Source organism: Bradyrhizobium sp. WYCCWR15520 (assembly GCF_056174665.1).
This window is the reverse complement of the sequence record NZ_JBWBWM010000016.1, coordinates 61,362-83,958: the sequence shown is the minus strand read 5'-3', so window position 1 is coordinate 83,958 and position 22,597 is coordinate 61,362. Positions and strand designations below refer to the sequence as shown.

14 protein-coding genes are annotated in these 22,597 nt (G+C 62.3%); 6 read left to right on the top strand and 8 right to left on the bottom strand.

Features of this window, described 5'->3' with window-relative positions; translation table 11 throughout:
- The first annotated feature begins 26 nt into the window (after window positions 1-26).
- The 4 genes from pflB to AC0QUY_RS19645 all read left to right on the top strand — a co-directional run bounded on the left by pflB (window position 27) and on the right by AC0QUY_RS19645 (window position 5,798).
- A complete protein-coding gene (gene pflB, locus AC0QUY_RS19660; RefSeq protein ID WP_475388018.1) occupies window positions 27-2,297 on the top strand; it encodes a formate C-acetyltransferase in 2,271 nt (756 codons plus the stop codon).
- A 13-nt stretch (window positions 2,298-2,310) separates the two neighbouring features.
- On the top strand, window positions 2,311-3,138 hold the full coding sequence (gene pflA / locus AC0QUY_RS19655) for a pyruvate formate-lyase-activating protein (RefSeq protein ID WP_475388017.1): 828 nt from the start codon (window positions 2,311-2,313) through the stop codon (window positions 3,136-3,138).
- Window positions 3,139-3,163: 25 nt separating this feature from the next.
- Window positions 3,164-4,765: an aspartate:alanine exchanger family transporter gene (locus tag AC0QUY_RS19650; RefSeq protein ID WP_161855127.1), complete on the top strand. Its 1,602-nt coding sequence runs from the start codon at window positions 3,164-3,166 to the stop codon at window positions 4,763-4,765.
- Window positions 4,766-4,907: 142 nt separating this feature from the next.
- Entirely contained in the window at window positions 4,908-5,798 is an 891-nt protein-coding gene (locus tag AC0QUY_RS19645; RefSeq protein WP_475388016.1) for a formate/nitrite transporter family protein, read from the top strand.
- A gap of 391 nt (window positions 5,799-6,189) precedes the next feature.
- Here the strand turns inward: AC0QUY_RS19645 and AC0QUY_RS19640 are convergent, their stop codons facing one another.
- From AC0QUY_RS19640 to AC0QUY_RS19610, 7 genes are all read right to left on the bottom strand, one after another.
- Window positions 6,190-7,281 carry an NAD(P)/FAD-dependent oxidoreductase gene (locus tag AC0QUY_RS19640; RefSeq protein WP_475388015.1) on the bottom strand — a complete coding sequence of 364 codons (1,092 nt, stop codon included), beginning with the start codon at window positions 7,279-7,281 and terminating at the stop codon, window positions 6,190-6,192.
- 471 nt (window positions 7,282-7,752) lie between these two features.
- The gene (locus AC0QUY_RS19635) at window positions 7,753-9,825 is read right to left on the bottom strand and encodes a hypothetical protein (RefSeq protein WP_475388014.1); all 2,073 of its coding nucleotides are present in this window, start codon (window positions 9,823-9,825) and stop codon (window positions 7,753-7,755) included.
- 8 nt (window positions 9,826-9,833) lie between these two features.
- A complete protein-coding gene (locus AC0QUY_RS19630; protein WP_161855123.1) occupies window positions 9,834-11,018 on the bottom strand; it encodes a VWA domain-containing protein in 1,185 nt (394 codons plus the stop codon).
- On the bottom strand, window positions 10,997-13,423 hold the full coding sequence (locus AC0QUY_RS19625) for a DUF5682 family protein (protein WP_475388013.1): 2,427 nt from the start codon (window positions 13,421-13,423) through the stop codon (window positions 10,997-10,999). The genes AC0QUY_RS19630 and AC0QUY_RS19625 overlap by 22 nt, the downstream gene beginning before the upstream one ends.
- Before the next feature lie 10 nt (window positions 13,424-13,433).
- On the bottom strand, window positions 13,434-14,537 hold the full coding sequence (locus AC0QUY_RS19620; RefSeq protein WP_475388012.1) for an ATP-binding protein: 1,104 nt from the start codon (window positions 14,535-14,537) through the stop codon (window positions 13,434-13,436).
- Window positions 14,537-18,322: a DUF4132 domain-containing protein gene (locus AC0QUY_RS19615; RefSeq protein ID WP_475388011.1), complete on the bottom strand. Its 3,786-nt coding sequence runs from the start codon at window positions 18,320-18,322 to the stop codon at window positions 14,537-14,539. The genes AC0QUY_RS19620 and AC0QUY_RS19615 overlap by 1 nt, the downstream gene beginning before the upstream one ends.
- 372 nt (window positions 18,323-18,694) lie before the next feature.
- Window positions 18,695-19,159, bottom strand: coding sequence for a hypothetical protein (locus AC0QUY_RS19610; protein WP_475388010.1), 465 nt, complete (start codon window positions 19,157-19,159; stop codon window positions 18,695-18,697).
- A gap of 726 nt (window positions 19,160-19,885) precedes the next feature.
- Here AC0QUY_RS19610 and AC0QUY_RS19605 point away from each other — a divergent pair.
- Window positions 19,886-20,230 (top strand): hypothetical protein, encoded by a 345-nt coding sequence (locus AC0QUY_RS19605; protein WP_475388009.1) that lies wholly within the window; start codon window positions 19,886-19,888, stop codon window positions 20,228-20,230.
- 456 nt (window positions 20,231-20,686) lie between these two features.
- On the top strand, window positions 20,687-21,061 hold the full coding sequence (locus tag AC0QUY_RS19600; RefSeq protein WP_057839254.1) for a hypothetical protein: 375 nt from the start codon (window positions 20,687-20,689) through the stop codon (window positions 21,059-21,061).
- Window positions 21,062-21,162: 101 nt separating this feature from the next.
- Here the strand turns inward: AC0QUY_RS19600 and AC0QUY_RS19595 are convergent, their stop codons facing one another.
- Window positions 21,163-22,437 carry a polysaccharide deacetylase family protein gene (locus AC0QUY_RS19595; RefSeq protein ID WP_475388008.1) on the bottom strand — a complete coding sequence of 425 codons (1,275 nt, stop codon included), beginning with the start codon at window positions 22,435-22,437 and terminating at the stop codon, window positions 21,163-21,165.
- Window positions 22,438-22,597: the final 160 nt, after the last annotated feature.

Sequence of the window (22,597 nt, the reverse complement as noted above, 5' to 3'; positions counted from 1 at the left end):
CAGTCCAATCCGGTAGGAGACGCACCATGAAGGCAAGCGCAGCCCTGAGGAAGGAAGCTGATGCCGGACATAGCTGGGACGGTTTTCGGCCTGGAGATTGGCTCAGCTCCATCAACGTTCGCGATTTCATCGTCCGTAACGTGACGCCCTACACAGGCGACGAAGCGTTTCTCGCCGGGCCTTCGCAGCGCACCAAAGCCGTCTGGGCGAAGTTGCAGCCGTACTTCGCCGAGGAAAGAAAAAAGGGAGTGCTTGCAGTAGATGCTCAAACTCCCTCGACATTGCTTGCCCACAAAGCCGGCTATATCGATCGCGACAACGAAGTCATCGTGGGTCTTCAGACCGACCAACCTTTCAAGCGAGCGATCTTTCCCTTTGGTGGGTTGCGGATGGTCGAGGCGGGCCTCAAGGCCGCAGGCTTCGAGCCCGACCCGGCTGTCCACAAGGCTTTCACGAACTACCGAAAATCGCATAACGACGGCGTCTTCGACGCCTATACGCCCGAAATCATGAATTGCCGACGGTCCGGGATCATCACGGGCCTGCCGGATGCTTATGGCCGTGGCCGCATCATCGGGGACTACCGGCGGGTCGCTCTTTACGGGATCGACCGGCTTCTCGAGGTCAAGCGCGCCGAGCGGGAACAGACCGATGACATGTGGCCGAGCGATGACATCATTCGGATGCGCGAAGAACTGGCTGATCAGATGCGCGCGCTCGCGGACCTTGCCGCGATGGCGAAGCTATATGGCCACGACATATCGAAGCCCGCCAGCAATGCCCAGGAAGCATTCCAATGGACCTACTTTGCCTATCTGGGAGCAATCAAGGAGGCCAACGGGGCGGCAATGTCCATCGGACGCATATCGAGCTTCCTGGACATCTACATCGAACGGGACCTGAAGGCGGGTGTTCTCGACGAAGGCAGAGCGCAGGAGCTCTGGGATCAGCTGGTTCAGAAGCTTCGAATCGTCCGCTTCCTGCGCACGCCCGACTACGACGCGCTGTTTAGCGGAGATCCCTATTGGGCGACCGAGTGCGTCGGCGGTATGGATCTGGACGGGCGTACGCTGGTGACCAAGAGCAGCTATCGCATGCTGCACACGCTTTCAAATCTTGGCCCGGCACCCGAACCGAACATTACGGTTCTCTGGTCCAGCCATATGCCCGCAACATTCAAGCGCTACTGCGCCAAGGTCAGCCGCGATACGTCCTCCCTTCAGTACGAGAACGACGATCTGATGCGTCCGTTCTGGGGTGACGATTACGGCATTGCCTGCTGTGTTTCGGCGATGCGCCTGGGCAAGCAGATGCAGTTTTTCGGCGCCCGCGTAAATCTGGCGAAGGCGCTGCTGTACGCGATTAATGGCGGCCGCGACGAGGTCACGGGCGAGCAGGTCGCCCCCGAAACGCTGCCGGTCGCGGGTGACTTCCTCGACTACGACGACGTGATGGCCAAGTTCGATACCACCATGGAGTGGCTGGCGCGCACATATGTCCACGCGATGAACTGCATCCACTACATGCACGACAAGTATTTCTATGAACGCCTGGAGATGGCTCTCCACGATCGCGACATTCTGAGAACCATGGCATTCGGAATCGCGGGCCTTTCGGTGGTGGCCGACAGCCTCAGCGCGATCAAGTACGGAAAGATCCGCGTCGCCCGCGATGCGAACGGATTGGTGGTCGACTATCAAAATGAGGGGAACAAGGCGACGCCGCAGTTCGGCAACAACGACGACCGCGTCGATCAGATCGCGTCGGAAATCGTCACCAGCTTCATGGGAAAGATACGAAAGCACCCCACCTACCGCAACGCCACGCACACACAGAGCGTCCTCACCATTACTTCGAACGTCGTGTACGGCAAGGCTACGGGAAACACCCCCGATGGCCGTCGCAAGGGTGAGCCGTTCGGGCCCGGCGCAAATCCGATGCACGGCCGGGACAGCCATGGCTGGCTCGCCTCCTGCCTGTCCGTTGCCAAGCTTCCCTACAAGGACGCGCAGGACGGCATCAGCTACACGGTCTCTGTCGCTCCGCAGAAGGCGCACTTGTCGGAAACCCAGATGATCGATGAAGCCGTCAAGGCCTTCGACCTCTACTTCGATCGTGGCGGGTTCCACATGAACCTGAACGTCATCGACAAGGACACGCTCGAGGATGCCATGAAGAATCCGGACAAGTACCCGCAGCTCACCATTCGAGTCTCCGGCTACGCCGTCAACTTCGTCCGTCTGACGCCGGAGCAGCAGAGAGATGTGATCAGCCGCACTTTCCACGGCCAGATCTGAATCGAGGTGCACCATGTCGACGGTGCAGACACTTGAACCCGGAAGTCGTCATGACCTCCGGGTGGGGATTTCACCCGACGCGCCCGACGAAAGCCAGTTCAAGGACGAGAAGGGCGCATTCGGATATTGCCATTCCTACGAAACCTCGTCCCGATACGACGGGCCGGGGCTGCGCGTGGTGCTGTTCGTCTCCGGTTGCCTGCTGCGATGCACTTACTGCCACAATCCGGATACCTGGCATCTGAAGGACGGGACCTACGTTTCGGCCGATCACGTGCTCCGTCGCCTGGGCGATTTCGCGCCGGCACTTCTTTCGCTTGGCGGGGGACTCACCATTTCCGGCGGCGAGCCGATGGTTCAGCTTGCATTCACCCGGCGGATATTCGCCGGAGCGAAGACCATGGGCCTGCACACGGCCATTCAGACCTCGGGATTTCTGGGCGATCGTGTCGACGAAGACTACCTGTCGAACATCGATCTCGTCCTGCTCGATATCAAAAGTTCGGATCCCGACACGTACCGGCGCGTGACAGCTCGCGAGCTCGCGCCGACGCTGCGCTTCGCCGAGCGGCTGGCTTCGCTGTCGAAGCCGACGTGGATCCGCTTCACGCTCGTCCCCGGCGAGACCGACGATCCCGCCAACGTCGAAGGCGTGGCCCGATTCGTCGCGCCGATGAAGAACGTCGAATGGGTCGAGGTGCAGCCGTTCCACCAGATGGGCGCTTTCAAGTGGAAGGCGATGGGGCTCGACTACAAGCTTCTCGATACTCCGACGGCCAGCCGGGAGCTGGTGGATAGGGTGATCGGGCAATTCCGCGCGGCAGGCTGCTGCGTGCGCTGACGACAGGCTGGGGAGACCGGATATCATGTTGGACCTTGCTCGCGAGATCATCGGAAGCCAGCCGATACTGACGGCGTTTCTCGCGATCGGGTTGGGCTACCTGGTCGGTCAGATCAGCATCGGCGGATTTTCCCTCGGTGTTGGCGCCGTTCTTTTCGTGGGCCTTGCCATCGGTGCGTTTGCACCCAAAGCCCAGATCACGGGGCCGATCGGGCTGACAGGATTGATCATGTTCCTGTATGGGATCGGGATTCTTTACGGTCGGCAGTTCTTCGAAGGCATGTTCGGCGTCGGGCAGAAGTACAATCTGCTGGCGCTTGTCGCATGCCTAGCCAGCTTGATCGTTGCGCTTGGGCTCGGGCACATCTTCGGTATCAAGATCGGACATACGCTCGGTATCTATGCCGGATCAATGACGAGCACCGCCACGCTCCAGGCGGCCCTCGACGTCGTGAAGAACAAGGATCCATCGATCGGCTATTCCATTGCCTACCCCTTCGGGGTCATCGGTCCGATCCTGTGCATTTACTTCATGACCCGGATCGTAAGGCCGAAATTTCCGGCCAAGGCGCAGCGCTTCCACATGGGCGAAATTTCGATCGGCGAAGGCCATGCCGGAAAGAGATTGGACGAACTGACGACCGGGGCGCTCAGCGGTGTCCAGGTCACGATGGTTCGAAAGGGCGGGCACAATTTCGTTCCTGTGGGCGATACCGTCTTGTCCGCCGGAGACGCCATTCTTGTGGTCGCTGAGCAGAATGAAGCAATTGCCAGGGCGGCCGCCACGCTTGGAAAACTGGAGCCCGGCCGCCTGGCGAGCGACCGCGCCGATCTCGACTACATCAGGGTCTTCGTCGGGAAGGCCAGCGTAGTGGGAGTACCTCTTGCCAGTCTTCCCATGCCGGCCGGCTATCCAACCCACTTATTGCATGTCCGTCGCTATGATGCGGACCTCGTGCCGGCGCCCGACCTGATGCTCGAATTCGGCGATCGGGTAGGGGTGCTGACGCCTCCTGACCGCAAGGACGAAATTCGGCGTCACTTCGGCGACACGGTGAAGGCGGCGGCCGAATTCAGCTACGTTTCGCTCGGCGTTGGAATGGTCCTGGGTGTCTTGCTTGGGCTCATTCCGATTCCGATTCCCGGAGTGGGCGTCGTGACGCTCGGTATCGGAGGGGGACCGCTGATCGTCGCTCTCATTCTTGGCAAATTGCGGCGCACAGGTCCCATGCTCTGGACCATGCCGTTACCAGCGAACATCGTCTTGCGAAACTTCGGACTTGCGATGTTTCTTGCAACGGTCGGCGTCAACGCAGGGCAGCCCTTTGTTCGAACCGTCGCCGAATCCGGGCTTACGATGCTCTTTATCGGCGTTGCGGTTCTGCTGACGACGGTAGCCATCGTCTTACTGGTGGGCCACTACATTCTGAGAATCCCGTACGACGATCTCGTGGGCGTGGCATCCGGTGCGACCGGAAATCCGGCGATCCTCGTCTATTCGACCAAGATGGCGCCCACTGAACGGCCCGACATCGGCTACGCCATGATCTTTCCTTCCATGACACTGGTGAAGGTGATCGCCGCGCAGATCGTGGGTCTCCTCATGGTTGGCAGCAGCGCTGGCTAGGCGACCTATCAGAACAGGGCCTTGCCATCGTTCATTCATGATCGGGATCTCCAGATCGGCGGTCCAGGTCAAGATCGCTCGTCGGAGCAAGGCATCGCCGGAAGGTTACGCTCGTCGATGGACCAGGCACGGGAGACACGGCATGGCTGATCGGGCATCCCCGCCGCAACCACCCATCTTCAATTTGAATGCCTACAGCCCGGCCGAGATCAAGGAGGCTGTCGAGAAAGTCGGAGTCAAGAAGACGAACCTTCCCTTTCTGGCTTCATTCATGCTGGCCGTGATCGCAGGGGGCAGCATCGGACTTGGCGCACTGTACTACACTGTCGTCGTCAGCGACGCGAGTCTGAGCTTCGCCACGGCGCGTGTGCTCGGCGGACTGGTTTTTTCGCTCGGGCTGGCAATCGTTCTGGTTGGCGGAGCTGAACTCTTCACGGGAAACAATCTGATCGTGATGGCCTGGGCGAGCGGACATGTGACGACGAAGGAAATGCTGCGCAACTGGGGCGTCGTCTATTTCGGCAACCTGATCGGCGCGCTCGGACTTGTGGTCCTGGTCTTCCTTTCGCATCATCTCGACATGAATGGAGGCCGCGTCGGCCTGTCGATACTGAATACGGCTGTCGCCAAGATCCAGCCCGATGCAGTGACGTTATTCTTCAAGGGAATTTTGTGTAACCTGCTCGTTTGCTTGGCGGTGTGGCTGGCATATGCCGGCCGGTCGGTTACCGACAAGATTGTTGCGCTCGTATTTCCGATCTCCGCCTTCATCGCCGCCGGCTTTGAGCACTGCGTCGCCAACATGTATTTCCTGCCCTTGGCCTGGTTGATGACGCGAGCAGGAAATGTCCCTCCTGATTTCGACGCGTCGGTCATCACGATGGCGGGCATCATTCACAATCTTGTGCCGGTCACGCTCGGCAATATCGTAGGCGGCGCCGGCCTCGTCGGCGCGATGTATTGGATTATCTATCGGGCAGCCTTCGGTGAGAGCGGCAAGACCAATGCTAGTCAGGGCAAGGAAGGTTCATGAAGTAGCTGCCAAAGTGGATCATCGGGTCCGCAGCAGGCGACAGAGCACGTTCGGCAGTTCGCCACAGGACAGGTAATCTCCATGCCGCTGACGAAAGTCAATTGGGTGCCCAATGTCTCTCGCCAATGGCATGAAGCGCGCCACCGCAACAGCCGCAGATCTCACTATTAGCGGAAACCCTGGCCGAGCCGGAGTCAAATGGGGAAGCCCGGGAGGACATCCGCTCGCTAATTGGCGAGGTAGTGATAACCCCAGGTGAGAAACGGGGCGAGAGCCATGCCACCCTACGCGGCGAGCTGATGGCCATTCTCAACCTTGCCGCTGGCCGCGAGAGATCCCCTAAAACAGAAGTTATAACAAACGCGCTTGCAGGTCCGGGATTTGAACCTACTCAGCGGACAGGTCGATATATTGGGAACCGGGCCGGATCGAAAGGCTCCAGATCCGTAGTGAGCGAAACGCCCTCGGCGATCAGCTCCGCCAAGGCCTGACCTGTTGCCGGTGCGTTGAGGATGCCCCAGACACTATGGCCGGTGGCCACGTAGACGCCCTCAATCTGCGGCACTTTGCCGATCAACGGCAGACCGTCTTGCGTGACCGGCCGGAAGCAAGCTTGCCGCGCGATGATCCTCTCCGGGCGAAAGAACGGTGACAGCCGTTCGGAGATCGCCTGAAGACGATCAACCTCGTTTTGGTCCGCCGTAACGACCGCGGGGTCGAGTGGCAGCGGCGCTTGATCTGAGGAGGCGGTGATGAGTGTGCTGCCGTCGGCCCGCGGGAAGACTTCGACCGTTGCAGCCACGGCGCTCCCTTCATGATATTCGAGGAAGAGGGCATCCGCTGTGACATCGGTGCCGGTGTCGTAAACCAAGCTCGGGCTTCTCTGCCCGAAGACGGCGGGCAGATGCATCCACGCGGCGGCCATCAACGACCAAGGCCCCATCGCGATCACGACGGCATCCGCCTCCAAAACGGCGCCATCGACCTCCACGCCCTTAACTGCAGATCCATCCGCACTCCGCACCATCCCGGTGACCCGTCCCGCGCGCAGTTCAGCGCCGTAGCTTTGTGCGGCGCTCATCATCGCGGAAGTGAATTTGCGCGGGTGAACAATTGCCGTTGTTTCCGGTGTGCCGAGTCGATCAACAACGACTACGCCGTCGGAAAGCCAATCGAGTTTGGCCGGTGAGTGACTACGAGCATGATCGGGGACGACGAGCCCGCTATAGGCGGTCATGCGCTGGTAGGCCCAATCACCCGCAATCTCGTCGGGTAGGGCGGCGTGGAGATGAAAGCTGCGGCGCGCCAGCGCATCGAGCGGAGTGCCAGCGGACCAGTCGAGCGCCAGAAATCCGCCGGCCTTGCCGGACGCCGCCGCAGCCACTTCGGTCCTCTCCACCACGATGACGTCGATGCCGCGGCGAGCGAGGAAGTAGGCGGTGCAGGCTCCGATCACGCCGGCTCCGCAAATCACCACCCGCATGATGTCTCCATGGATTCATATAGAAGCACCGAGCCAGCCCAGGCCCGGTTCATTGGCTGCTGCTTGCCCCGGCCCCGGTTGTTACTGGCCGAAATCTTGGTGGCACGTAGCGTAAACGGGTGCCCTTCGCTTTGGTGCTTCTCAAAATAGCGGCACAGTCCACAAATGTCGTCCCCGGAGGATTGCTCCGATTGCAGGGTCGATTGCGAGGCGCGCGTACTGAATCGGCGTCGCGCCCGATTTAGTTAGTTCAGCTTGGCACTGGGCTTGAACAGCACCTATAGGCGGGAAATGCACCTCGCCTTTGGCTCATCTCAGCAAGTTATTGAAGTTGCTAACATCTTCTCCGCCCTCCGAGCGCACCACCCCACTTTTGGCATTGAAATCGCTAGGCTTTTCTCGAGCATAACCCGCGCAGCGGTGCCACACCGTTCCCGCCACTTCGGCGCTGCGCAGAAATGGTCGCACCGATCACGTCCAGATCTGAAGGCGGCTATTGAAGCTCTGCAGCGTGAACAATCCCTGGGCGCTGGCCAAGGCTGCAGAGGAGGCGTCGCTTCCGCGGCTTGCGATCGTCCGCGAAAATAGCTCGGCAAGCGGCGTCAGCGACGCAAGCTGATAGGTCTTTGCCATCGGCGCCAGCAGCCTCTCTTGGGCGGGGCTGTGCAGCCCGGCTTCCGCAAAGCCGATCAACGCATCGACGCCGGCCTGCAGCAGTTGAGACGCCTGGCGCACCGTAACGTCGGCCGGCGGCGGCGGGGCGAACTGGGTCACCCTCCTGCGCAGGCCCGCCATGATGCGGGAGACAACATCGGCGCCCTGTGTGGGGATTCGATCGGGGAAGTCGAGCGACGTCTGGGTCTCTCCCCAAAGAGCGATCGGCTCCAGCACTATCTTTCCACCCTCGGGCCTTGCGATCGCGACGATGGCAAACGGCCGCTTGTTGCCGCCGTCGCCGAGCGCGGCCTCGAGCGCCGCGATGCGACTGGCGCCAAGTCCACGTCCTTCGTCGTCATGATCGAGCGTGAGCGAAATCCACGCGCCGCTCAGATCCATCAGTGGCCAGCGCAGACGCTGCGTCAGATCGTCAAAGGTCACGGGCGCAATGCGGCTTGGCAACAGGATGACCGGCTGTGCCGAAAGCGGCGGCGCGTCGAGCGACGGCGCGAAGCAGCGCGCGAGATGGTCGGCAAGGATCGGCCAGGACATATGGGCCAGATCGGCGAGCGGACCACTGCGATCCCGGGCCCAGCCGGCGATTTCCTCCGGGCCTGGCTTGAACGGCTGGATCGCTTCGGCGCGGCTCGTTTGCGACAAGGAAAGCCGGCCGGTGGACGAAGCATGCGCGCCGGAAAGATGAAATGTGGCCGACGAAAGCCGGGCCAGTGTGTGGCCCCAGATCGACTGGGTGCGATAGGCAGCGCGCGGGTCAAAGCGCGTGTCGTGGGTGGTACCCCTGGCCAGCGTGGCCGTGAACCGCCGCCCCGTTGCCGGTTCGGCGAAATGGCCGGTCACGCCGACCGCGCCGGCGATCGTCTCGAACAGCGTCGCTCCGAGGCCGATCAGGCCAACATCGCCGATGGGTTCGTATTCGGCGCGCACCGTGCCTGCAAGTCTGCGCAAACGCGCGTCATCGCTGGTGTGCGAAACCGCATGGAGCAAGGCGTGGGCGAACGCGATCTCGCGCAGCAGCTCCACCGGGTCATGGTTGACGCTGCGCGAGCGGCGCTGTTCCAGCCCCTCGGCGATGCGCCGCAGGCTGGCGGAAAGACGCGGCATCGCCTCGGCGCGGCTGGAAACCGAAAGCAGCATCAGCCGCTCTTCAAGCGCGCGCGATGGTACGGCAAATCCTTGCGAATAGGCGCGGCACACCGCGTCCCGCATGGCGGCGAGCAGCGGTCCGTCGGGAACGAATGCCTTTTGATCGACAACAGTATCCGTCTCGTCGATCTCGATCGTCTCGTGGCCGAAATGGCGGCGCGCCGCGAGGATCGCAGCGGCATGGCCGGCTGGTCGTCGGCGCTCGGGCAGGCCGGAAACCACGGAACTGAAATCGCCCTCGGCCGGCACCGCGACCTCAATTTCCTCCGCGCTCAATCGCAACACCACTTTGAGCGAGAGGCCGCCGGGGTGGATCGTCGCAGCTTCGGCCAGGGCAAACAGCCGGATGGCCTCGCGCAAGCCAGTCTTGCCGACGGCGTTCAGCAGGGTTTTGCGGTCGAAGGTCGCGAGGCGGGCCGGCCAATCGGTCTCGACCGCCGGCGCGGCTGGTTGCTCGCCAGCCTGGGTTCGCAGCGCGAAAACAATTGCGATCTTGTGCCGGCACGTGGTGGCAGCCGGGCAGGTGCAGCGCGCCTTGGCGAGGCCCTTGTCGTCGAGCCGCACCGTGGCGCCCTCGATTGTACCGACGATCTCGTCAGCACCGATCGCTTCGAACCGCACATTGACCGCATCGGCGCGCCCGCGGCGAACAATGCCCTTGGAGGCCATGGCCTCCAGGGTTGCGTCGTCGATCTGGGCGTAAAGCGGGATGAGCTTGGACATGATCGTGCTTAGTCCATGATGCCGACCAGCCATTCCGCGAAGCGGTCGGGCGTCATGGCGGCGATGTGCATGCCGAGGCCTGCCAGCTTCGCGGCGGCAGAGCGGTCGAACACGGCCGCGCCGTTGGTGTCGAGCGCGGCGAGGCCGATCAGCCGGGTGCGGGCTTCCGCAAGGCGCCGGACACAGCGCAGCAGGTCGGCAAGCGAGCCGCCTTCCTCAAAGTCGCTGATCAGCGCAATGACGGTACGGCTGGGATTGACGACAAGGCCCTCGCAATAAGTCATGGCGCGCGCGATATCGGTGCCGCCGCCAAGCTGGACCGAGAGCAGGAGGTCGACCGGATCGGCAAGCTTGTCGGACATATCGACGATCGAGGTATCGAAAGCGACGAAGCGCACGTCCACGGCCGGCAGCCCCGCCAGGATCGAGGCCATCACGGTGGCGTGGATGAGCGAGTTGAGCATCGACCCGCTCTGGTCGACGCACAGGATGATCGTCCATGGCATGCGTCGCTTGTTCCGGGCGACAAAATGCAGCCGCTCGGCGATGACGGCCTTACGCTCGGGGCTGTAGTGCCGCAAATTGTCTCGGATGGTGCGGCGGAGGTCGAGATTGGCCGCCGATCGCAGCTTGCCGCGGCGGAAGCGATCGCGCCGGCCCGACAATGCACGTTCCATCTCCGCCTTCAGTTTCCGCTTGAGCTCTTCGACCACGGTATCGACGACCCCGCGGATCGCCTCGACCAGGTTCCTGTCCGCCTTTCCCTTGAAGGCAAGCAGCACCTTCATCAGGTCGAGATTGGGTTGCAGCTTCTGCAGCGAGGCTGGATCGGCGAACAGTCCGGCCAGGCCGAGGTCATTCAGCGCATGGCCCTGAATGGTCTCGAACACCGAGGCCGGAAACAGCCGGCGGCTGTCGTTGAGCCAGTCGGGAATGGTGATCTGGCTCGGATCGAGCGAGCCCTTGCGGCCGCTGCCCAGGCGCAGGCCGCGCTGGCGGCCGCGCTCCGCATAGATGCGTTCGAGCAATTGGTCGCGACGCAGCTCTTCAGCCGTGAGGCCCGAACTGCCGAGCTGATTGTCCGCGTAGCGCCCCAACGCCATGCGCCAGCGCAAGAGGCGCTGCGTCTGCTCTGCGGACAATCGCTGACCGGCTCTGTCGTTCGGCGGCGTCATGGCGAGGGCTCCAGCCATGCAGCCAGGCCGTCCTGGAGCCATTGGCTGCGCAGCCGTTCGCCGAGAGCCAGGTGCTCCGACAGCACCCGCGCATCCGGGACCTGCTGCAGGATCGCGATGTCGTCTTCGCCGGCACCATGGGCTGCCGCGACAACTGCGGCAACCCGATCGGTCTCGTGCGGGCTCAGTTCGGCGAATGCCATGCGCAGTTGCGGCAGCAGCGCGAGAAATCCCTGGTCGTCCACGGCGCCGAACAAACCATCGATCGCCGCGATGACGCTGCTGTCGTTGACGAACAGCTGCGGCGCCAGCGCCATCACGCCCGAAAGCGTGCGCACGGCTTCACCAGGGCGCTCGAATGCCCCCGCCAGCGCGGCCGACAGGCGTCGTCCTGCTTCCGGCTCATCGATCAGGCCGATCAGCGCGGCAAGCGCAATGACGGCGCCGGCAAGTTGCGGATCGAGCTGGACGGTCATCAGATGCTGCAGGGCATCGCGGAGCGGTTGGGTCGGAAATGGCGGATCGGGATCGGCCATTGCCTCCGCCAGCGCCGCCAGACAACCCGTCGCTTCGCCGACATTGTCGGCGCTGACGGCGGCAAGGCCGTACAGCAACTCGGCGATGCGCCGCGCCAACCGATCGAGCAGGGGAGGAAGCAGCGAGGCGAAAGCCCGGACGCCGTTGTCGGACTGCATCCCCTTGGCCCGGCTGTTGAGGGCCTGACCGATCACCAGGGCGTTGGTCAAGCGCGCCAGATTGGTGTCTTCATCTACCGCGACGCCGACGGCCGCAGCCAGCGTGTCAGCGGCGCTGCCGATCCCGGCATCGAAGGCGACACTCAGGAGGTTGAAAGCCGCCTCGGCGTTGTTGCGCTGGCCTTCCTTCTCGAGATCGGCAAGGCGCCGGATCAGGATCGTGGCGGCGGCATCCCTGACGGTTTCGCCATCGGCCGCCCGCTCGATCAGTGAGGCCTCGACGGCGGGCGACCAGGCATAGGTCCAGGTCTCCATCAGCATGTCGGCGCGAAAGCCATGCACCCTGTCGGGGCCTTTGTTGCGTTGAGCGAAGGCGGGCGCGACCAGCCGCATGGCGTGCAGAAATCGGCTTGTCTGACCGTGGCGGGGTTTTCGGTAGATATCGAGCTCGCGTGTCTTGGGCACCGCGTCTTCGAGCGACAGGCCGAGAGCTCTGGCTTCGCCCCGGGCTCGCTCGACCAGCGGCGGCAGCCGGCTGCCGGGTGGCAGGTCACCTAGCCGGTCGCCCTGGAGAAATGTCGTGAAGGCGGCCAACAGCGGATGAGCGCCGACCTCGATTTCCTCCTTGATCGCTGACGATCGCAGCGCGTCGAACAGCTCGGTTCGCCCGGGCTCGGACAGTCCGCGCAACTCGGCAAGCCGCCTTGCCGCCTCGACCATGGAGCGAAGGGTCGGGAACGCGAACGCCAGCGCCGGTTCGTTCGCGATCAGATGCGCGCGAAAGCCGACCAGGATCTCCTCAGTCAGCGAGCTATTGGCATCATCGTTCGTTCCGATCAGGCGTTCCCACATCCGCTCGTAGAAGCCCGGCAGTGGTAGACCGGCGCCGTAGCCGTTGAGGCGGTCGAGGGCGCGGAAGTCGTAGCGAATGAGCCAGGCATTCGAGCGGGTGGTGGCGCCGGCCGGTCGTGGCGCGTCCGGTTGCGCGTCGATCAGCGCGGGCGTGTGAAAGCCGCCTGTTATAACAGCGATCGGTCCGGAGGCCTTTGCAATCGCGTCGTGGATGCAGGCGCGCATCATGGCTTCGCGCGCCAGCGTTCCGTCAGCCTGCAATTCATCCTTGTCCGATGCGGCTCGCAATGCCGCGCAATAGGCGCCGACGCTGGCAAAGAAGCCGCGCCAGTCGGTGCTGCGGGCGCGCGCTTCGAACAGACCGTCCCACAACGCCAGGCCATCGCGAAAACCGGCTCGCGCGCACATCGCTTCCACATAGGCGCCGCGATCGAACATGGTCTCCCGCATCGGCAGCAGCGGCTGGTCCTGCCTGTCTCGACCGTCCGACAGCATCGCGGGGTGGCGGGACGGCAGGTCGATGAAGCGGACGGTGGCGCCGAGGTCGGTCGCTTGCTGGATCGCGACATATTCGGGTGAATGGCGGCAGATTGGATAATAGGTGGTGCCGCCGCGGCCTTTCTCGGCACGCGCCTCGTTGTCGGGCAACGCCACCATGGCGACCGGCGGCACGACGCCCGGCGCGAGCAACTCGCCGATGAGAGGTTCGAAATCGACCGGCCCCTCGATCAGGACGGCGGCGGGACGGATGGCGCGCAGCGCTTCGCGCAGGTGCAATGCGCAGGCCGGCGAATGATGACGGATCGGGAAGAAGTGAAGGTTGCGTTCTGAATCAAACAGGCGGATGGCGGTCGCGGCCGGATCGAGTGCGCTCATGCCGTGAGCCTCAGCTCTCGTCTTTCACGGCCTTCACTGCGCCGAGGAAATCCGACCACACTTTGCTGCGGCGGGCGCGCTCCTTGACGATGTGATCGACATAGGCGCGAACCTTCTTCACGTCCTCCGCATTGTCCTTGACGATGACGCCATGCAACTGGCGTCCGATATGGGCGCCGCCGACATCGCCATTGCCGAGGAACGCTGCTTCGAGTGCCGCCGCGTGGGCGATGTTCACGGCCTCCGCCGTCGACATCACGGCTGCCGGTTTTGACAGCGGCACCTGGTCTTTGGTCTGACCGCGGCGCAAATCCTGGAAGGTGGTGACGAGAAGATCGGTGACCTCGTCGGGGAAGTTCACTGAGATATCAGCCTGACCGAGCCGCTTGTCGACTTCCTGACGGATCAACTCGGTTTCCAGGGCCGGGTCGGTCAGCGGGGTCACGGTTTCAAAGTTGAAACGGCGCTTGAGCGCGCTCGACATTTCATGCACGCCGCGGTCGCGGAGATTGGCGGTGCCGATCACCGAGAAGCCGGGCGCTGCGTAGACGCTGGCGCTTTCGCCGAGCTCGGGTACCGCCATCACCTTTTCCGACAACACGGAGATCAGGACATCCTGAATCTCCGGCGGGCATCGCGTCAGCTCCTCGACGCGTACGACACGGCCAAGACGCATCGCTTCCATCATTGGGGAGGGAACGAGCGCGCGCGGGGTCGGTCCCTCGGCGATCAGCAGCGCATAGTTCCAGCCGTACCGGACATGGTCCTCGGTGACGCCGGTCGATCCCTGTACCACCAGCATCGACGAACCGCTGATCGCTGCAGCCAGCAATTCCGACAGCATCGATTTGGCCGTGCCCGGCTCGCCCACCAGCATCAGGCCTTGCTCGCTCATCAAGGCGACCAATGCTCGTTCGACCAGCGCATCGTCACCATAGAATTTGCGCCGAATGGCGAGCTTGCTGTCGCCGAGGATGAAGCTGCGGACCGCGCGTGCGGAGAGCGCCCATCCCGGCGGCCGTCTTCCCTGATCGGCCGCCTTCAGCGCCGCGAGTTCGTCGGCGAACCGGATTTCGGCGCTGGGACGCAGCTGCAGCGCATTTCGTTGTTCCATTACCAGCCCACCTTGTTACGCCAGTCCTCGGCAAATCCGCTGCCAGCGCCTGCAATCTGATGAAGGTCATTCCAGACTTCGCTCAGCAGCACCGAAGGCACCTCGTTGAGCGCAATCTGCACGCCGTAAGCTGACCGCGCGCCCTTGCGCGCCCGCACGAACTTGGCCGCAACCAGGGCCACCGCCCGATTTTCTTCAGGCAGCGGAGATCCCGTGAACTCGATCACGGCGTTGATCGCAATGCCGCCAAAGGGCTTGATGTATTGCGTAAACCAGCCGCCATCCTCGGCCTGCGCGCGCTCATAGCCGAGCTTCTGTGCCGCGCTGCGCAGCTTGAAGGCCTCGATGATGTGGCCGGTGCGGTCCTCGATGGAGGTACCAACGGCGCTCGTGAGCACCGGGCGGTCGAGCTGATTGAACAGCGGGTCGACCTTGTAGTCGGCGAGATGTTGCTTCCAGGCTTCGCTTTGTTCGGCCGTGAACAGAGAGCGGTGTGCGAGTTGGACGGCGGCGAAAGAGGCGGGATCGACGGCATTGTCGCCGCTATCGGTCAATGACAGATCCTCGAGCGGCCGGAACGAAGCGACGATTTCGCCTTGCGCGTCCAGGCCGAGCCAGACCAGGCGCTGCACCAGCCGTCCGACGATCGGATGCTCGAGCAGGAAGCGCTGCCAATCGGCAAGCTGCCAGCGCCGGCCGACACAGAGCGCTTCGTACAGCCGCTTGGCCTGAAATTCGTGAACCTGCTTCAATTCCTTCTTGGCGTTCGAGAGCGCCTTCTTGGCTTCCGCTGCGCTCTCCTTGTCAGGCCCGTCGCTGACCTGGGGCAGGCTCTTCACCACCTTGCCGTCGGGATTGTAGAGCGTGAGCACGTCTTCGGCGTCGAGCCTGGCCTGATAGACGCGGCTGCCGATCTCCAGGTCGAGCGTGCCGCGCTCATCGAGACCTGCCGTCGGGATGGTGCGGTCGGCCAGCTCGTCGGTGGTCCAGTTCCGTTCGTCGGCAAGGCGTTCGACCAGCTCTTGCGCCAGCACCTGGACCGCGTTGGTGCGATGGCGGCGGGCGATCGACAGCAGCAACTGCAGCGCGGCCGAAGACGTGTTGCCGCTCAGATATTCAGTGAGCGCCTTGACCTGCGCGGTCCGCTTATAGTGATCGCGCATATAGGTGCGGACCATCTGAACCGCGAAGGTACCCTCCGCGCGTGTCGCCAATCCAAGGATACCGCGATCGGCCTGGGCATTGTTGAGATAGATCCCAAGCTTCTCGGCACGCAGATCGGCAAACGCCTTTTCATACGTATAGGAGCGGTAAAACTCGTTGTCCCAGCGCTTCGCATATTCCTGGTATTGTTCGTAGCGCTGTTGGGCATGGGCCTTGGCATGGGCATTTGCTTCGTCTTCAGAGCAGTGCGTTGCATCGTAACGCAGGAAGCTGCCGAGGATGTGACGGCCGAGCGCCTCGGCACTCTCGGGCGTGAGCTGATCGAGCCAGAGCGAGAACAGCGTGTTGCCGCCCGCCTGCGCCAGCTTTCCCGCAAGTGCGATCCACCAGCGTGGAACGTCTGAAGGCACAGTGCCGCCACTCGCCCAACTGAGGGCGGGCAGGCTATCGAGCGGAAACCAGCCGATATCCTTGGCCTTCTTGCCTTTCAGGCCGGTGGTGGCTTCCTTGATCAGGATTTCCGGCGAGACGTAGCTGGAAATATCGACATTGAGCCTGCGCAGCGCGCCGAGCACGGCTGCCCGCACCAGTTCGGACTTCTCCTTGCCAAGCGCCTTCTTGAGCGGTTCGATGGCGCTCTCGGCACCGATGGCGCCGAGCATCTGGGCGACGCCCGAGCGGACATCCTGCTTGCTGTCCGAAAGGAACGGCAGTAGACGTTGCTCTATACCGTCGATCCCGAGCAGCAACGCGCGGGCCGGTTTGTTGACGGATTTCTTGGACGACAGCGCGTGGATCAGGACCGTGTTGAAATAGCGCGCCGGCAATTTCGGAAACAGCCGAAGCAGGTTCAACGCGTTCAGGATCGGCGGGTCGCGAAACGCCGTTGACGCCACTTGCCCCAGCGCCTGGTCAAAAACGTCAAAATGGGTTGCGAGGAAGGGCCAGATCACCTCCGCAGACGCGTCTTCGGAGATGCCGCTGTGCAGCGCGTGTATCGCCAGCTCCTTGGGCTCCAGGCTCTGCTGCATTAATGTCGTCACGGTACGCAGATCGACGCCATTGGTCAGTCGCGCATGAATGGCGGCGGGAATAGAACCGTACCCATTCAACACATTGCCCAGGAGCCAATGCGAGTTCCTTGACCCGCGAGCTTCAATCGAACGCGCGCGGCAGAGGTGCCACAGGGTCAGCTCCGGATTGTTGAATGGCGCGTCGACTGCGGCCTCGGTGTTGTAAGGAGCAAAAGGAGTGACGTTGCCGATCTTGGCGATCGCCGCCTCGTCAATCGGACTGTCCGAGGCCAAAAACGCGCAGTATCTGTCGGCAACGGAGCGGTCGATAGGTTTGGGCGGTATTGGTGCGTCCGATTTCCAGGCTTTCCGTTGCTCCGCCGTGGCTTTCTCGTAGTAGGCTTTTTGATTTTCGTAGCTCTTCATCCACTGGGCGTGAGCCTTGTCGAGCAGTCCGTAATAGCCGGCCTTGACGCTGTCGGAGAGCGGCGTCGCTATCGGCAACGCGGCGAGTGGCGGCGAAAGCACTTCCGTACCGTCGGCGGCCAGGTAGCCGTCGGCGCCATCGCCTTTCAATGTGCGCGCGGCCTGGGCTGCGTCATCGCTGACAAACGCCGATCCCAGCCCGAGTTCGATGACCTTGCGGACGGTCTTCGACGTTTCCTTGGCGAGATGGTTTTCGAGCAGCGGCCGGGCCCGTTCGCCCATGACGAGCGGGAGGATTTGCGCGGCTTGCGCGCGCGCGGTCGGATTGCCGTCGGCCAAGGTCTGGGTGGCGCTTGCGGCCAACGTTTCGGGCGGCGAGGCGAGCAACGCGTTCTGGGCCGCCTCGCGAACCGTCTTGCTGGTTGTCAGCAGGTACTGCTGGTAGATGAAGTGAAAATACTCGTCCTTGACCAGGTCGAATTGCTTCAGGATATGAATGTAGATGGCCTGGCCCGGGCGGTCATATTTTGCAAACGCGTCCATGACCGCCTGCTTCTCCGCGAGCAGGCCGCGCTTGAAATCAAACCTCGATTCGATGTTGCAATCGCGAAAGTAGTATTGATTGACCTTCTCCAGAACGAGCAGGTCCAACGCGAAAACCGTCGCGCTATCTTCAGCATCGCGCCAGCTCAGGACCGTGTTGAAATCGGTTGCCAGCTTCGTTTGCAGGCCGAGCTCCCCCTGGGCAAAAAGGCCCCGAAGCCACAATGGGCTCGGCCCCTGATGCGAGAACATACCCCAGCGCGCACCCTTGTGAGGTAGCGTGAGCACCTCGAAATAGCGACGTATCCAGGTTGCTTCGGGTCCATGCTGCCGCCCCAAAACATTGCTGCGCGCCTTGATAGCGCTCTCCGCCTCTTTCTGAGCGGCAGTCGTCGGAGTCATATAGTGATAGTGGCCGAGGGCATTTTGAGCGGCGTTGGCCTGTTGCTCGATCTGAAGCAGCACGGAACTACCTTCACCCGTCAGGACGTAGACGATGGCGCGCTGTGCGAGATCCGGGCTGACCGTTTCTAGCCGCTTGAGATCTGTTCCGATTTCCCTGGCTGTGGCGTTGTCGGCCTCGGTGGCGATTCCCGCCGGTTTGCCGATGCCGATTACCGATTTGAGAAAATCAAACATGGATGAATTTCTTGATTGAGACCGACGCTGGCGTCAGCGCGGCTTGATGATCCGGAAGGATCGATTCGGATCATGGTAACGTCCGCAGATCACGGCTGCACGAATAATCAATTTAAGCGGCACGGGCGTCCGTCCATTGAGCAAGGCAGGCAATATCAATTGCATCCTGCAATATCATTTGAAGAACATGGCTCAATTTCGGTACGAGGCTTTAGGAATATCGCAAGGCTCCGCTTTGCTTTTGCGTATCGCGGCAAGCCGTTGAAATTGCTAAACGTCTTCTTCCCCCGGAGATCAGCTTTGTTCTTCCTTGGTTTTTGGCTCGGCCCGCATCCCGTCGCGGGTTGCTGGATCTCCGGGGGGACAAATCTGTTACGGCTTGGCTGGGCCCGATCGAATCGCGAGCGGGACTTGAAAGGTCCTGTACCGCGCAAGTTCAGGAAAACTATCCGCTGCGCTGGCAGAGACCAGCCCGACGACCGCAGCCGGGACTTCCTTGCTGACCAGCCGATTGATCGCCGTGGTTTGGCCTTTGCTCACCTGGACTTCGAGCGCGCCTGCCGCCGCTATCGCGGACCGGACGCGGCTGATCGACTGTTCGGAATATCGATCATCGATCGCAATGGTCTTGCCGGTCAGGTCGGAAACCGACTTGACGCCCGTATCAGCCACCAGGATGGCCACGAGAGCGTCCAGCGACGCATCCAGCGTAGGGACCGACATTCGCTCCGCAACCGCAGAGGCCGCCGCCACCTGCTCCTCGATCGTTCGGGTCTGCGGAACGTCGGTCGTTGAATGCGGATCGGTAGCGCGTGCTGGTGTCGCCTGGGAAGCCACGGCATTGCCCGTCGTCTGCTGGCTTGTTTGCGGTGAAGGAAGCGGTATCGGAATGGGAGAAGCGGCTTTCGCCGCGACCTTGATTGGCCTCGGTGTCCGACGGACTTCACGGTGCGCATGGGATCGCGGCGGGGTGTCGCCGCGCTCGGCGACGGCAGGCACCGGTCTGATTGCGGCAGCATCGCTGTCATGCGCTTCAGGTTCAATCGGCACATGAACCGCAGTCAGGCAGGCCAGCGGGTTCAGTCCAACGCATGATGGCTGGGTTGGTTGTTGGCTGCTGCAACCGACCAGGGTCGTAGCCATCGCGCAAACAAGAAGCGTCCTCAATCGATCCTCCTGAAGAGGTTTGAGTGCGGCTCCGCAATTCTTGCGGGTTGAAAGGATGTTGCGCTGGAACCTCAATCATTGATGCAAAACTGTTAATCGCCCCTTAAGCGTAGGCCGCGCGCATCCCGATGCGCCGGGCCTGGTTATGCGTGAAGGGGCGTGGCTTCGCGTGAACAGGGGCGCCCGGCACGACGTCGCGGCTCGTGCATTCACACGTTCGCCTTTTAGTTGCTCTCTTTGATTCAGGTTTCCGCCACGAATCGGTCGCCATGCTCACGTTCTGGGGGTTGTTCATTGAGTTATGGAGAATGACCTATGGCGAGTGTCGAACGACTACACAGAACTGCGCCGCTGGACTTAGCCAAGCTTGAAGAGGACGTCGTGGGAAGCCATCCTGTGATCAGGTCGGCTCCATCGGGCCCGATGCCGGATTACGTCGAGCATGAAGAGGGCGTTACGCGCGTTGGCGCGCTCTCGGCCGAAGCCGTGGTCCGTGACTATGAAGCCGCCGCAAAGGAAATCGAAGCAATGGGCGCAGAGCTGATCAACGCGGCGAAGAGATGCGAGGCAATGACCGCCGAAGTGCATAATGCCATTGCCTTCATGCGCGATACCGCAACGTCGTACCGCGAGGAAGCCAAGAAGATTTTCAAGCGCATCGAGGAATGCTCGATCTTTACCGAGCAAGTGCGCAAGACCTGCGAGACCGTCAAGCTCAAGATGATCGACGGCAAATTGTAGCCGCCGTGAGATATCAGGAACATCGATCAGATTTGCCGTCCCGACGGGAGACCATGAGTTTCCAATAGCGTGTGTGAATTGCGGTACACCTCCGCGCCGCGAATCAGCTTAGTTTGTAGTCCTCCCTAGACCTGCACCCGTCGCAAATGACGGGTTCTCTTTTGTGATGTCAGGTAGTCGCTGAGAATGCCGCTGCGGCCGCAGCCCTGATCGGCAGGATCGTATCCTTATCACAAGTTGCGGTATTGTCTTCATACCATCGGGAGCGAGAGCTGGCGTGTCCGCAATGACACGGGCGCGATTCCTTTGGAAGCGAGTGCGGGTTAATAGTGCCCTGCCGTCGCATCGTTCGCGTAGAGTGCGCCAGCCCGCCGGCCGGTGATTCCGGTCCGCGCGCCTGCCGCAGTTCGGCGCTTCCAAGAGTTCGCGCTACTTGAGACCACCCGGAGCATCTTCATGCTGTTTCTGAGCTATGCCTATCGATTCCTCTCCAATTTCGTGTTCCTGGCGCTGGTCTATTTCGCTCTGAACTTCCTCGAAAAATATCAGCACCGCGTGGTCGTGGCGGTTCTCGTGCTGGTCTATGCCGGCATGCATGCGGCGTCCGCGCTGCGCTCGTTTCACTTCTTCCAGCGCATCGAGCGGCTGGAACTGGAGGCGCGCCGTCTGGTGGCGGCGCTGGGCGAGGGGCCGAATTCGACGTCGACGCGTAAGCAGGTCATCTCCGAGGTCAGCGGGCTCCGCCATGCCGGCGAGATAAAGGCCTATATCGACCTGCTGTTTCTCGCCATCGTCATCTTGCTCTGTCTCGCCAAGATCGTAACGAACTGAGTCTGCCCGATTGCGGCCTGTACGAAGGGCAGGCATCAGGAAACTGCATAAATACAAATGATTGGAGCGCGGTCCTGATCCGTTCGATCAGAACCGCCCGATCAGCGCTTCTTCAAGCCGGCCACCCGGACCGAGCGCCCGTTCTTTCTGGAATCTGCCGGCTTGGGCGTAGTTGCGGCGCCCGGTGGCGCTGGCGCAGGCTGGGCGGCCGATGCCGGCGGCCGCGCCGCCGCCGGGTGCCCGTTGCGGCGCGACTTGCCGGCCAGCTTGGCGGAGACTTCGGTGGCACGGGCATTAGCTGCCGTGTCGATCCGGCGTACGGGCGAGGTCAGCATCAACGGATCCGGAATCCTGAAAATGCTCGCAGCCGGCACCGGGAGTGTGGCCAGCACGCCGTTCGGCGGCAAGGTGATCTGCCGCGGCCACAGCGCTATCAGCGGCAAGGGCACAGCGCCTCCGCGCCGATGTGCGCGCGTAACGGCATCCGGATTGCGCCAGTCAAGATCGGACAAGGCTGGGATAGGAAGCGCGGCCGGGCCGGCCGCAGCGAATTTCGGAACCTTCGGCCAGCGCGAAATCGCCACCGTCTCTGACGGCGGATGCAACAGCCATTGCTGCGGCTCGGTCGGCGTCGCCGGCCGCCCTGGCGTCGCCGGCACGACATGGACGATGCGATAGCCGCGCGCCTTCATTTCGTGCAGGATTCTCGGCAGCGCCGTGACCGTGCGCGGCTGGATGTCGTGCAGCAGCAGGATGCCTTTGCCCTTTCGCTCCAGCCGCTGCATCGCAAGCTCATAGACGCGATTGGCGGAGACGTCGCGCCAGTCGTCGGCGGGGAAATCGGCGCTCCAGAGCTGAAGCCCCTTGGAAGCGGCGAATGCCTCGATCTCGTCGGTCCGGCGCAGCCCGGGAATGCGCAGGAACGGCGCCGGCGCGGTGCCGTCGCCGAGCGCCGCGGTCACCGAGGCAATGCCCTGTTCGATCTCTTGTTTGGAGCGGTCGAACGGCAGTCGATCCATGCCGGCGGGATGGTTCTGGCTGTGGGTGGCCACCGTATGGCCGGCATCGCGAACCTTGCGCACGCCTTCCGGATTGGCGTTGGCCTGGCTCCCGACCATGAAGAAGGTCGCCTTTGCGCAATGCGCGGCCAGAATGTCGAGGATCAGGTTGCTGTATTTCGGCAGCGGGCCGTCATCGAAGGTCAGCACCACCTCACGGTCCTGCAGCGGCAGCGTCTTGCCATATTGCATGGTGCCGATGATGGGGTAGGCGCGCGGATCGACCACGATGGTGCGTGACGTGCCGATGGCGTCGGGATGACCTGGGCAATTGGCGGCCGACGCAGCCTGTGCGGCGACAGAGGTTACGACGCCCACGCACAAGGCGGTCCACGACCACCGCAGCTCCCCAAATACGCTAGCGATCATTGAACCCCGGCTTCATTCCAAGCGCACGCAACGGCTTACAATTGCATCATGAATGCCGTCTTAATCACCTGAATTCCAGACTTAATTTGGCCCTGGCGCCCGATCCGGG